Here is a 13209-nt window from a genome sequence, read left to right as displayed (position 1 = left end):
AGGGGCGCCTTCGGGATTGCTTTTGGCAAAACTAGACACATCGGAAAACACACGTTTTCCAGCAACGTGTCGATTTTTGTTTCGACATATTTCACAACCTGCAGCAAGTTTGCAAAGAGCATTCAGTTGATGGTAAGCCATAACCAGATCGGAATCCATGGACATGAACGAGTTTTTGTATCGTGTTGCCAATGAGGTAAACAGGCGGTTTTCAGGAGACAGACAAACGCTCGCGCAAGGATCTTCGGCATGCGGCTTTGCATCAGGCCGCGGCCTGCTTGGAATAGCTGAACCGGTCCAATCCACCGAGTGAAATCAAATCGCACACGATCAAAAAACGTCACCCGAGTTGCCCACCTATACAATCGACAGCCGTGCACCGGCGCTGCCGTTTCAGCATGACGCGATGCAGGCAAACCTCCAGGCAGCAACGATCACAAAGAATGATTCAGCAATTCAGCACAATGACCAACGAAAGGACTCCCATGCGCCACAAAGAACGCCATCGCACCCAGCATATCGGCTGGCTGCGCGCCGCCGTACTCGGTGCCAATGACGGTATCGTTTCTACAGCCAGTCTGGTGGTCGGCGTGGCCGCCGCCAATGCCAGCCAGGGCAGCATCCTCATGACTGGTGTAGCCGGGCTGGTGGCGGGGGCGATGTCGATGGCGGCGGGCGAATATGTGTCGGTGCACTCGCAGGCCGATACCGAAAACGCCGACCTCGACAAGGAGCGCGCCGAGCTACTGGACGATCCGGTTGCCGAGCGGCGCGAATTGACCGCGATTTATGTGGCGCGCGGTATCGAGCATGGGCTGGCCGAGCAAGTGGCCGAACAGCTGATGCTGCACGACGATATTGGTGCACACGCCCGCGACGAGTTGGGTATTTCGGAGACCGTCAGTGCGCAACCGGTACAGGCGGCGCTGTCATCGGCCGGCAGTTTTGCGATCGGTGCGTTGCTGCCGCTGGCCGTGACTGCGGTTGCACCGGCAAACACGTTGATCTGGCTGGTGGCAGGAAGCTCGCTGATTTTCCTGGCGCTGCTGGGCGTGATCTCGGCCAGGGTAGGTGGTGCCAATGTGCTGGTTGGTGCTTGGCGGGTGACGTTTTGGGGCGCGCTGGCGATGGCGGTCACGGCTGGCGTGGGCGCGCTTTTCGGTGCGACTGTTTGAGTTGCGAGAACTGACAACGACGCTAGTCGTGTATAAGAACCACAACCGCAACCGCAACCGCAACCGCAACCGCAACCGCAAACGACATATCAAGTCACCGTGCGGGCAGTCCTGTCCGCACCGGCGTCTGATTAACTCCTACCCCTGAATATGGTCCCGATCCAACGATGATAAAACCCTCCCGCTCTCCTTCCGCAATCACGCGTTTTTTCCAGTCAGATGCCGCCGGTGGCGTCGTCCTGATGATTGCTGCAGTCGCCGCCATGCTGGTGGCGAACTCGCCATGGCAAACGACGTATCTGGGCGTCCTGCACAGCGACCTGTTTGGTCTGTCGGTGGAACATTGGGTCAATGATGGTTTGATGGCAGTGTTCTTCCTGATGGTGGGTCTGGAGATCAAGCGCGAGCTGCTGACCGGTGCGCTGTCGAGCTGGTCGCAGCGGGCCTTGCCGGGATTCGCGGCTGTGGGTGGCATGGTGGTGCCGGCATTGATCTATGTCGGCTTTAACTGGAACAGTCCGCAGACTCTGGGTGGATGGGCGATTCCCGCCGCGACCGACATCGCGTTTGCGCTGGGTGTACTGGCACTGCTCGGCCCACGCGTACCGGTGTCGCTGAAAATCTTTCTGGCAGCGCTGGCGATTCTGGATGACCTGGGTGCGGTCGTGATCATCACGCTGTTCCATACCACCGGCCTGTCGATACCGATGTTGCTGAGTGCGCTGGCGGTGCTGGCAGTGCTGTTCGTGATGAACCGGATGGGTGTACAGCGCCTGATTTATTACGTCATCGGCGGGGTTGTCCTGTGGATTTTTGTCTACCAGTCAGGCGTGCATGCAACGCTGGCCGGGGTCGCGCTGGCGTTCTGCATTCCGTTGCGTGTGGTCGGATACAAAGGCAGGAAGTCGCCGCTGGTCAAGCTGGAGCACGGATTGCACCCATGGGTGGCGTTTGCCGTCGTGCCGATCTTCGGGTTTGCCAATGCGGGTGTGTCACTGGCGGGATTCGACATGCAGCATCTGGTCGATCCGGTGCCACTGGGCGTGGCGCTCGGACTGTTCATCGGCAAGCAGGTCGGCGTGGTGGGACTGTGCGCGCTGGCCATCAAGTTTGGCTTGGCGCAGCTGCCCAAAGGCAGTAACTGGACACAGCTGTACGGCGTGGCACTACTGTGCGGAATCGGTTTCACGATGAGTCTGTTCATCGGATCGCTCGCCTTTGCCGGATCAGCCGTGTTGATCGACGAAGTCAAAATCGGCGTGTTGATCGGATCGATCCTGTCCGGCGTTGCGGGTGCGCTGGTGGTGCTGGCAGGGAGCCGGAAGTAAGTGTCGAAGTCGTAACGGCGGTGTCGTGCCGGGCTTGATGCAACCCGATTCCCGCCTGCCGGTATCGATGGAAACTGTGTTTTCGACGGCACGTTCTGCTGCAAAGCCAGCGCTTTCAACGAGAGCATTGCCTGCAAATTTCACCATGAAAACTACCGACTGTTGGGCTGCAAAGCCCAACGATTCGGCAACGTAATCGACGCTTTCGAAACCCACCTTGAAAGAGTTGGCGTTGCAGCTCAGCTTGAATCAAGCTATTTTCCGACTGCCGGCATCGGTGCAAACAATGCTTCCAGATCCTCTCCCGAGAATTTCACGGCGGCCTTGCCATCTTCTGACAAGATGCCTTCGGCTAGCGCCGCTTTCTTGTCCTGCAGCGCGACGATTTTTTCTTCGATGCTGCCGGCGATAATAAGTTTGTAGACAAACACCGGTTTTTCCTGGCCGAGCCGATGGGCCCGGTCGGTGGCCTGGTTCTCGGCAGCCGGGTTCCACCACGGATCGTAATGGATCACGGTGTCGGCCGCAGTCAGGTTCAGGCCCACGCCACCGGCTTTCAGGCTGATCAGGAACAACGGTACTTCGCCGTCCTGGAAGCGCCGCACCGGCGTGGCACGGTCGGTGGTGTCGCCGGTCAGCAGCACGTACGGAATGCCGGCTTTTTCGACCTCCGTGGCGATCAGCGCCAGCATGCCCGTGAATTGCGAGAACAGCAGCACGCGCCGGCCTTCTTCGATCATGTCGGGCAGCATCGACAGCAGCAACTCCAGCTTGGCCGATTCCTTCACACCTTCGGCTTTCTTGAGCTTCACCAGGCGCGGATCGCAACAGACCTGGCGCAATTTCAGCAGCGCATCGAGCACTACGATGTGGCTGCGCGCCAGCCCCTGTTCGGCGATGACGGCCCGGACTTTTTCGTGCATGGCCGTGCGCACGGTTTCGTAGAGATCGCGCTGCGTGCCGTCGAGATCGACGCGGCGCACGATCAGGGTTTTTGGTGGCAATTCAGTCGCCACTTCATTCTTGCGCCGGCGCAGCATGAATGGCCGGATGCGTCGCGCCAGCAAATCGCGTCGCACCGTGTCGCCGGCTTTTTCGATCGGCGTGCGCCAGCGTTTGGTGAAGTCCTTCTGGTTGCCCAGAAAGCCCGGCAACAGGAAGTCGAACATCGACCAGAGTTCGCCAAGGTGATTTTCCAGCGGCGTTCCGGTCAGGCACAGACGATGGCGCGCCTTCAGGTCGCGGATGGCGACAGCGGCCTTGGTGCTGGCATTCTTGACAAATTGCGCTTCATCCAGAATCAGCAAATGGTAATTGTGCTGCGCCAGGATTTCATGGTCGCGCCACAGCAAGGCATAGGTGGTCAGCACCAGGTCATGATTGCCGATCTGGTCAAACTGGTCCTTGCGTCCGGCACCTTGCAGGCTGAGTACGCGCAGGCTCGGCGCGAAGCGTCTGGCTTCGTCCTGCCAGTTGTGCACCAGTGAGGTCGGCACGACGATCAAGGCTGGCCGGTCGAGTCGGCCGGCTTCCTGTTCGACCAGCAGATGGGCCAGCGTCTGGATGGTTTTACCGAGTCCCATATCGTCGGCCAATACGCCGGACAGTTTGTGCTCGCGCAGGAATTGCATCCAGCTCAGGCCTTGTTGCTGGTAACTGCGCAGGTCTGCCTGCAGGCTTTTGGGGACCGGCACTTCGCTGATGCCCGCGCCGCTTTTCAGACGCTGGGCCAGCTGGCGAATCGAGTCATCGCCATGGAATTGCCAGCGGCCGGTATCGTTGAGGGCATCCAGTCGGCCGGCATCAAGCCGGGAAACGCGCAGGCTGGCACCCGGCGTTGCGCCATCGAACAGGTCGATCAATACCCGTACGACCGGCTTGATGCGATCGGCGCGCAAGCGCAGGCGTTCGCCGCGATCAGTCTTGAGTTCGATCGCTTCGTCGTCGGCAATCGACTCCAGTCCGGTTTTCAACCAGCGCTGGTCGCGCTGGAATAACTCCGCCAGCAACGGTTCCAGCCGGACAATCCGGTCACCCACGCGGATGCCCATATCGAGGTCGAACCAGCCGTCCGCGGCTTCATGCATCTGGCCTTCGATGCTGTCGATCTCGATGATATTGAAACGGAAATTCGGCGACGTATGTACCTGCCAGCCTTGCGCGCGCAGCCCCGGCAGGTTGTGCTGCATGAAATCTGTCCAGGCGTCTGTTTCATTGAATCCCCACAGTGATGCCGGGAACGTCTGCGGGCCATACACGCAACCCGGAGGAACCGGGTTCAGCCCGGATTGGCGCAGCTCGGCGAGGCGGGATTTTTCGGCCAGGGAATGACGTTTTACCTGGACGATTTCGCCGTCAGGGGTCTTCATCAGCGAGTCGGTCGTACCCACTTCAAACAGCAAGCCGTCGTAATCGAACAGCACGGTGGCATGATCGAACTGCTTCAATTTGTCGTCATAGAATTTGTTATGCAGGGCATATACCGGCAGCGTGTCCAGCGCCAGCACTGGCACGGGCTCACTATCGACGACGCGGATCGCCGACATCAGTTCAACCGGTGGCACAGGCACGGTCGGCGCGATCTGGCGCAATACGGCAGCGACGACCGGCGCCTCCGCTGGCGCGATCGGCGGCATGCCAAGAAATTCCACCATCTGGTTCGCCGGGCAGGATAACTCCACCAGGCCGACTTCATGCGTTGCCTGATCGAGATACGCAAACGGCTCGACTTCGATCACGCTGGTGGCGAACGGGACGGTCTGCAACTGCGGACGCAGACGGTCGCCGGGACAGGGGTCCCAGTCGATCCGACCGGCGCGTGACGCACCGGCATGCAGGGCCACGATGGTGATTTTTCCGTCGGTATCCTGCGCGAACAGGCGCCCGGTCGCCAGCATCTTTTCCAGCACGGCAGCGCCATTGATGCCGCTCAGTGCAAAACCGCCGCCGTAGTTCGCCCGGGAGCGGCCCATCCAGAGCATGCGCAGGATGCCGAGATCCTCTTCGGCGATGAACTGCGGCGGATTGAGCAGGGCGCTCTCGACATTGTTCCATGGGGTGCTGATGGAGCGGATGCTGCCGTCGCTGACCACGCCTGCCTTGAAAAACAGCACTTCGTGATGCCGTGCATAGCGCGATGGTGCCAGCACATAGGCCAGTGCCAGGCTGGCTTTTTTTGATTTTGTTTTTTTCCCATCGGTGAGCGTGAGCCGTCCGCGCACATGTTCCAGCCAGCTGATCAGTTCGGGTCGCACCGAGGTGCTGACGGAGGCGCTGTGCTCCAGGCTGGCCATCAACAACGCACCGACATGCTTGCAGTCGACGCTGACCGGACAGGAGCACAGTCCCTGAATATCCAGCTTGTGTTGTTGCCCGGTTGCGTGCTGATGAAAACGCACGGTGGTCTGGTAGGGCGTCGCTTCGGAGCCTTGCACCATACCGCGCAGGACATTGTCGTTCCATTCCAGCTTCGAGACGAAGCGCACGTAGGGCCGGGCTTTCGCCAGCGTTGCGGCGCCTAGCCATCGCAGTAATTGCGAGTGGTCAAACGGGAAAGCGTGTGAAGTCATTGCCATGGGAGCGTAAAGGTCGTCGGTGCGAAGACCAGATTATAAGTTGCGTGGCAACTAACGTTTGCATCAGCGATGTTTTCACGATCATCTGGTTCGCCTGTTGTAAAACGCGCATGCTTAATTGCCTTGCCGGCCCAACTCTTCCAGCCGCGCCAACCATTTTTCGGCAGACGGCGGTTGCATTTCTCCGATCATGCCGATCAGAGTTTCGTTGACGGGGGCGACGCCAACAAAGCCGAGGATATTGCGTTCCAGCGACTTGATACTGTGGGCCCGGAAATACCAGCGGTAGATCAGCGCCGGCATCCCCATCGTGACGACGACGCGGGCAGAGCGACCGGCCAGTCCCTTGCTTGCCGGCCCGTGCGGCGGATCACCGCAGAAAGCAAAGCCAGGCCGGGCTATCTGCTCAAGGAAACCCTTGAGCAGCGCCGGCATGTCGCCCAGCCAGAGCGGAAAAAACAGCACCAGATGCTCGGCCCACTTGATCGCCTCTTGCGCGTCGACGAGCGCCGATGGCAAGGTGCCGTGCTCCCATTCGTACTGGCTGCGTAGCAGCGGAAAATCGAGGGTCGCCACATCGACACTGCATACCGTGTGCCCGTGTTCGCTGGCGCCTCTGGCATAAGCTGCTTCCAGGGCATGGCAAAAATGGCGCTGGCTGGCGTCCGGATGACCCTGTATCAGGAGAATTTTCATGCACGTCACTCGGAAAAAAGTCCGATGAGTGTGCCAGTCACGGATCAATTTCGGATTGCGTTGGATCAATCGACATCCGGACCGTGTCGACCGAGTCTCGCCACATCACGCTTTCGAAAAACTTGATACAGTTCGACAACCCGGTTGGGTCCGAGTTCGGTCCTTCCGCCATCTGTCACTTATCTGTCACTTCCTGCTAAAAGGCACCAATGACCAATGACCCGCGCTGCTGTGGTACCGATACCTGCCTGATCAACGCCGACGGCGAATGCTGGTGCGGACAAAAATGGGATGGCGAGAAGATGTGCTTCCCGGTATTGAACACGGACACCGATGACTCCGCACCGCCCTCCAACGCCGCACCGGAAGCCAATGACTAAACCACTGCCCGAGCACGCAACAGCCTCTGCCAGCGCAATCGTCCCGAGCGGACGCTGGTCGCGTCTGGCACGGATGGGGTCGCTGGCCACCGGTATTGCCGGCGGCATGCTGGCAGAGGGTGCCCGCCAGCTGGCACAGGGAAAACGGCCCGCACTGGGCGACCTGCTGATGACGCCGGCCAATGCACACCGGGTGGCCGACCAGCTGTCGCGCTTGCGTGGTGCGGCCATGAAGGTGGGACAATTGCTCTCGATGGATGCCGGTGACCTGCTGCCGCCCGAGATCGCCGCGATACTCGCGCGGCTGCGTTCGGAGGCCACACCCATGCCGATGAGCCAGGTCGTGGAGGTACTGGAGGCCAACTGGGGCGCGAACTGGAAGCGCCATTTCCTGCAGTTTTCGTTCACGCCGACGGCGGCGGCGTCCATCGGCCAGGTACATTTTGCGCAGACTCACGACGGCCAGCGCGTCGCCATCAAGCTGCAGTATCCGGGCGTACGGCAAAGCATCGACAGCGATGTCGACAATGTCGCGACGCTGCTGCGCATGTCCGGCATGTTGCCCGGCACGCTGGATATCGCACCGCTGATGCGGGACGCCAAGCGCCAGTTGCATGAAGAAGCCGATTACCTCAGCGAAGGCGCATTCATGGCGCGCTACGCCAGTCTGCTGGCGGATGCACCGCACTATGCCGTACCGGACCTGCTCCCGGAACTAACCACGGTCAATGTGCTGACCATGTCGCGTATGGACGGCGTGCCGGTGGAGTCGCTAACGACAGCGCCACAGACAGTACGCGACCGCATCGCCAGCTTGCTGATCAGCTTGTTGCTGCGCGAGCTGTTCGAGTTTCAGTTGATACAGACCGATCCGAATTTCGCCAACTATCGCTATGACATCAGCACCGGCCAGGTCATCCTGCTCGACTTCGGCGCGACTCGTGCCTATTCGGCCGACATGGTGGCGCAGTTCCGCCAGATCGTGCTTGGTGCCGTCGACGGCGATACGCAGGCAATGGACGCCGCCGCCTGCGCGATCGGCTATTTCGACGCGAGCACAGCCTTGCATCATCGCCAGGCAGTGCTCGCCATGTTCACGCTGGCATGTGCGCCATTGCGTCATGACGGCGATTATGATTTCGGACAATCCGACATTGCGGCGCAAATTCGGGATGCCGGCCTTGCACTGGGACGCGACCGGAATTTCTGGCATACGCCGCCGGTCGATGCGCTGTTCTTGCATCGCAAGCTGGGTGGATTGTATTTGCTGGCGGCGCGGCTGAAAGCGCGCGTGAACGTGCGGGCGCTGGCGCGGGAGTTCCTCGTTCCTGCCTCCATCGGGCAATCCTGAACCGCGCCGCGTGACGCCGTGTGCGCGCGTGCGCAGCATCGCAGCATCGCAGCATCGCAGCAACGCATCGCAGCATCGATACCCGATCCCACTGCAGCATCTGTAGTCAACCAGAGCGCAGGCAAGCACGTGGCTGACGACGGGTTCTTTCGCACGATCCGGTGGCATTGGCTTTCGGCCTGACGGTCGGCACGGCGACATACGCACTGGGATCTGTTTCCGGGGGGTGGGCACGTCAATCCCGCCGTGTCCGTTGGACTATGCGACCTGCGCTACCGCGTCATCATTCCTCTTCCTGATCCGGCAACTTCAACCGCCCCGTATGAAAGTCGTATTCATAGACCTCACCATATCGGCCCCATTCGACGGCGACTTCCAGCACGCGCTTGGCTTCGTCTTCTTTGAGGAATTCTTCCAGCATGTCGAGGAACGGCTTTTCCGGTGAGGTGCCGGTCGGTTCACGTTCCAGTTGCTGGCGGATCCGCGCGGCCAGCGGCACATGCAGTAGCACCTGCTGCCCGAACAGTTCCTGGCGCAAGGTCTGGTCGGCGTCGGCATAACGCTGGCCCAGCGGCGTGAGCGTGATGTCGCCTTTGTCGATATGCGCCAGGCCGAGCATGCCGAGAGCTTCATAGGTATGGAACAATTCGTCGTCGGCCAGTTCGGTTTCTTCAGCCAGTTGCGGCAGGTCGGCGCGGCCATCGAAGGGCGCACCGGCGAGCAGATCGAGCACGCCTTCGATATGGCTGACGTCAGTGTCCGGCAAGCGGTAGCCGAGGTGCACCGCGGGTGCCCGGCCGGTGACGGTTTCCTGGATCGGACGCAGCGTCATCAAGCCATAGACTTCGTCGATCAGTCCGCGCACTTCGGGGGAATCAACTTTGCGCGGACGCGGCAAGTCGATCTTGATCTCGTTGCGAATACGACCCGGGTCGCTCGACAGGATCATGATGCGGTCCGCCATCATCACGGCTTCTTCGATGTTGTGCGAGACGATCAGGATGCCCTTGGTCAGGATGCGGTTGCTGTCCCACAGGTCGAGGATGTCATTGCGCAGGGTCTCGCCGGTCAGCACGTCGAGCGCCGAGAACGCTTCGTCCATTAGCAGTACATCCGGATTGGTGACCAGTGCACGGGCGATGCCGACGCGCTGGCGCATGCCGCCCGAGAGTTCGCGCGGTAGCGCGCCGCCGAAACCGGCCAGCCCCATCAGTTCGAGCATGCTGTCGGCGCGTTTTTCGCGTTCGGCCGGTGCGACGCCCTGGGCTTCCAGGCCCAGTTCAACATTCTGCTGCACGGTCAGCCACGGGAATAATGCAAATGACTGGAACACCATTGCCACGCCCGACGCCGGGCCATAGATGTCCATGCCGCGATAGGTTGCGGTGCCGGCATCGGCCGGGATCAGGCCAGCCATGATGCGCAGCAGGGTGGATTTGCCGGAGCCGGATTTACCCAGCAGCGCCACGATTTCGCCTTCAGCGAGAGAAAAATGGACGCCATCCAGAATCATGCGCGGTGCGCCATCGGCGCTGCGAAACGACTTCGCGACACTGGTCAGTTCCATCAAGGCTTGTTTGGTCATGCGAACTCCCTATCGATTGCGGACAACTTCAGCGACTGCGGTCTTCGGCGAGCGAATATAACTTGCGCCAGAAGAACCGGTTCAACAACATCACGAACACGCACATCACGCCGATGCCCAGCGCGATCCTGTGAAAATCGCCGGCGTCGGTCATCTGCTTGATGTAGCTGCCCAGGCCATCGGCGATGAGCGTGGTTTTGCCCCAGGTGACATATTCGGCAACGATGCTGGCATTCCATGAGCCGCCGCTGGCCGTGATCGCACCAGTGATATAGGCCGGGAACACGGCGGGCAGATAGACCCGTTTCCATTTCAGCCAGCCCTTCAGCCCGAGATTGTCAGCGGCCAGTCGCAGCTCGTTCGGAATCGTCGAGGCCCCGGCCACCACATTGAACAGGATGTACCACTGGGTGCCAAATACCATTAGCGGACTGAGCCAGATATTGGCATTGAGCTTGAACGTCACCAGCAGGTAGACCACCATCGGGAACATCAGGTTGACCGGAAACGCCGCCAGGAATTGCGCCACTGCCTGCACCCGTTGCGAATACTGTGGCCGCAAGCCGATCCAGACCGCAATCGGCACCCACACCAGCGACGCCAGGGCGATCAGCAACAGCACCCGCGCCAGCGTAATCATGCCCAGTCCGACCACGTGCAGCGCCTCGCTCCAGCCCACGTCGATGTGGACGAACAGCACCAGCTGCACCACGGCAAACAGCGACAGCGCGATGATCAGCACGTCCCACACGCGTGCCAGCGATTTGCTGCGCTGGTCCGAACGCCGGGTCGGTGCCACGGTTTGCTCGCGCAGGCTGAACCAGCCCAGCGTGCCGCCGAGCACACCCCAGAAGCGATCGGTCAGCGCACGTATCCAGCGACTACGCCGGCCCAGGTCCAGCAGCCACGAGTTCTGGGCCGAGTCGCCCTGCGATTCCTCGAAGCGAAATTTGTCGGCCCAGGCCAGCAATGGCCGGAAAAAAAGCTGGTCGTACAGCATGATCCCGATCAGCATCGCGGCAATCGCCCAGGCAATGGCACGGCCGTTTTCGGCTTCGATCGCCATCGCAATGTAGGAGCCGATGCCCGGCAATTTGATGTCCTGTCCTGCCACCGAAATGGCTTCGGCAGCGACCAGAAAAAACCAGCCGCCCGACATCGACATCATCATGTTCCACAGCAGCCCCGGCATCGCGAACGGCAATTCCAGACGCCAGAAGCGCTGCCAGCCGGACTGGCGGAAGACACGTGACGCTTCGCTCAGCTCGGGTGGCACGGTACGCATCGACTGATACAGGCTGAAGGCCATGTTCCAGGCCTGCGAAGTAAAGATTGCAAAGATGGCCGCACATTCGACGCCCAGCAGATTGCCGGGGAATAGCAAGATGAACGGCGCAATGGCAATCGCCTGGAAACCGAGGATAGGGACCGATTGCAGGATGTCGAGCAGCGGCACCATGATTTTTTCGGCAGCACGATATTTGACGGCGATGGCGGCAAACGCAAAACTGAACAGCAGCGAACAGGCCAGGGCCGTGAACATGCGCAGCATCGTGCGCAACAGGTAATACGGCAGGTAATGCGGGTCGAGCGAAATCGGCGTGGCCTGGCCGACCACGAACGGCCGGGTCATCTGCATGGCGCCAAAAGCCAGCCCGGCGATGAGCGCCAGTACCAGCGGCAGCAGGATCCAGTCCCAGCGATTGGGTCCGGCGGCCAGCACCGAGCGCCCGCTGCGGCGTGGGTTGAATAGTTCGAACATGACGTATCCCAGGTGGCGCGATGGAAAAAGGGGAAATGCAAGTGAGGCGCGGCGGTCGTGATCCGCTTGCGGAAAAAGCCCGCCATTATGAATCAAGCAGATGACCTCCGAGTTACAAAATTAGGTGGTCGGGCGACTGGTTTGCAGGTGCGCAAGTGGTTCGTCGGCGTGGTGCACCGTGCGCGATGTGGCTATATCTGCGACCATGCACCTTTTTTAAAGGATTCCGATGACGACAACGACGCAACCCACTACCGCCAACACCGACATGCTGTTGTTCGAGCCAACCTTGCTTGGCCCGCTGCGTTTGCAGAACCGCATCGTCATGGCGCCGCTGACACGCAGCCGTGCACTTGAAGGCGACGTGCCGAGCGAACTGGCCATCGAGTACTACACCCAGCGCGCGACGGCCGGTTTGATCATTGCCGAAGCCACGCAAATTTCGCCCCAGGGAAAAGGCTATGTCTTCACGCCCGGCATTTATAACGACAGCCAGGTCGTGGCCTGGAAGCGCATCACCGACGCCGTGCATGCCAAAGGCGGTCACATGTTCCTGCAGCTCTGGCACGTCGGCCGCATCTCGCATCCGTCGATCCAGCCGGATGGCGGCTTGCCGGTAGCACCGTCGGCAATCAAGCCCGAAGGTCAGTCGTACACCAATGACGGGTTCGTGCCGATGGTCACGCCGCGCGCGCTGGAGTTGTCCGAGATGCCAGGCATCGTCGAGCAATACCGCACAGCCGCGCTCAATGCCAAGGCCGCCGGTTTCGACGGCGTTGAAATTCATGCCGCCAATGGTTACTTGCTCGACCAGTTCCTGCGCGACAAAACCAATCAGCGCACCGACGAATACGGCGGTTCGATCGAGAACCGCGCGCGTCTGCTGCTGGAAGTCACGGCAGCCGTGGTCGAGGTATGGGGCGGTGACAGCGTCGGCATCCGTATTTCGCCGCTCAGCAAATTCGGTGATATCGATGACAGCAATCCGCAGCCATTGTTCACGTATGTGGTCGAGCAGCTCAATGCCTTCAACCTGATCTATCTGCATGTCATCGAAGGCGAGACCGGCGGTGCGCGCGACGTGCCGGGTGGCTTCGACCTGCAGACGTTGCATCACCTCTTCAACGGTGCTTACATGGCCAACAACGGTTACGACATGACGTTGGCACGCGATACCCTCAACACCAAAAACGCCGACCTGATCTGCTTTGGTCGACCGTTTATTGCCAACCCGGATCTGGTGGAGCGCCTGCGCACCGGCGCACCATTAAACGAAGCCGATCCGGCCACGATGTATGGCGGCGGCGCTGGCGGGTATGTGGATTACCCGTTTTTGCCTAGCAAGGCCTGATGCAGA

9 protein-coding genes are annotated in these 13209 nt (G+C 60.4%); 5 read left to right on the top strand and 4 right to left on the bottom strand.

Translation table 11 applies throughout. From position 1 onward, the window contains the following. Window positions 1–485 precede the first annotated feature (485 nt). Together ABD720_RS14470 and nhaA are read left to right on the top strand one after the other, a co-directional pair. The gene (locus tag ABD720_RS14470; RefSeq protein WP_344764122.1) at window positions 486–1175 is read left to right on the top strand and encodes a VIT1/CCC1 transporter family protein; all 690 of its coding nucleotides are present in this window, start codon (window positions 486–488) and stop codon (window positions 1173–1175) included. A gap of 167 nt (window positions 1176–1342) precedes the next feature. Beyond that, window positions 1343–2503 (top strand): Na+/H+ antiporter NhaA, encoded by a 1161-nt coding sequence (gene nhaA / locus ABD720_RS14465; protein ID WP_344764120.1) that lies wholly within the window; start codon window positions 1343–1345, stop codon window positions 2501–2503. Between the two features lie 254 nt (window positions 2504–2757). Here nhaA and ABD720_RS14460 read toward each other — a convergent pair whose 3' ends face one another. Further along, complete coding sequence (locus ABD720_RS14460) at window positions 2758–6078, bottom strand: DEAD/DEAH box helicase (protein ID WP_344764118.1); 3321 nt, start codon at window positions 6076–6078, stop codon at window positions 2758–2760. Window positions 6079–6192: 114 nt separating this feature from the next. Continuing rightward, the gene (locus ABD720_RS14455) at window positions 6193–6783 is read right to left on the bottom strand and encodes an NAD(P)H-dependent oxidoreductase (RefSeq protein ID WP_344764116.1); all 591 of its coding nucleotides are present in this window, start codon (window positions 6781–6783) and stop codon (window positions 6193–6195) included. Window positions 6784–6983: 200 nt separating this feature from the next. Between ABD720_RS14455 and ABD720_RS14450 the strand changes: the two genes are divergently transcribed. Beyond that, a complete protein-coding gene (locus ABD720_RS14450; RefSeq protein ID WP_344764114.1) occupies window positions 6984–7154 on the top strand; it encodes a hypothetical protein in 171 nt (56 codons plus the stop codon). Beyond that, complete coding sequence (locus tag ABD720_RS14445) at window positions 7147–8505, top strand: ABC1 kinase family protein (RefSeq protein ID WP_344764112.1); 1359 nt, start codon at window positions 7147–7149, stop codon at window positions 8503–8505. The genes ABD720_RS14450 and ABD720_RS14445 overlap by 8 nt, the downstream gene beginning before the upstream one ends. Before the next feature lie 283 nt (window positions 8506–8788). Here ABD720_RS14445 and ABD720_RS14440 read toward each other — a convergent pair whose 3' ends face one another. Together ABD720_RS14440 and ABD720_RS14435 are read right to left on the bottom strand one after the other, a co-directional pair. After that, window positions 8789–10090: an ABC transporter ATP-binding protein gene (locus ABD720_RS14440; RefSeq protein WP_344764110.1), complete on the bottom strand. Its 1302-nt coding sequence runs from the start codon at window positions 10088–10090 to the stop codon at window positions 8789–8791. A gap of 28 nt (window positions 10091–10118) precedes the next feature. Beyond that, entirely contained in the window at window positions 10119–11852 is a 1734-nt protein-coding gene (locus ABD720_RS14435; RefSeq protein ID WP_344764108.1) for an ABC transporter permease, read from the bottom strand. A 229-nt stretch (window positions 11853–12081) separates the two neighbouring features. Between ABD720_RS14435 and ABD720_RS14430 the strand changes: the two genes are divergently transcribed. Beyond that, on the top strand, window positions 12082–13203 hold the full coding sequence (locus ABD720_RS14430; RefSeq protein WP_344764106.1) for an alkene reductase: 1122 nt from the start codon (window positions 12082–12084) through the stop codon (window positions 13201–13203). Window positions 13204–13209 lie beyond the last annotated feature (6 nt).

This window comes from Actimicrobium antarcticum (genome assembly GCF_039536745.1).
Classification (GTDB): Bacteria; Pseudomonadota; Gammaproteobacteria; order Burkholderiales; family Burkholderiaceae_D; genus Actimicrobium; species Actimicrobium antarcticum.
The sequence above is the reverse complement of the archived record's forward strand: the minus strand, read 5'-3'. Positions and strand labels throughout refer to the sequence as shown.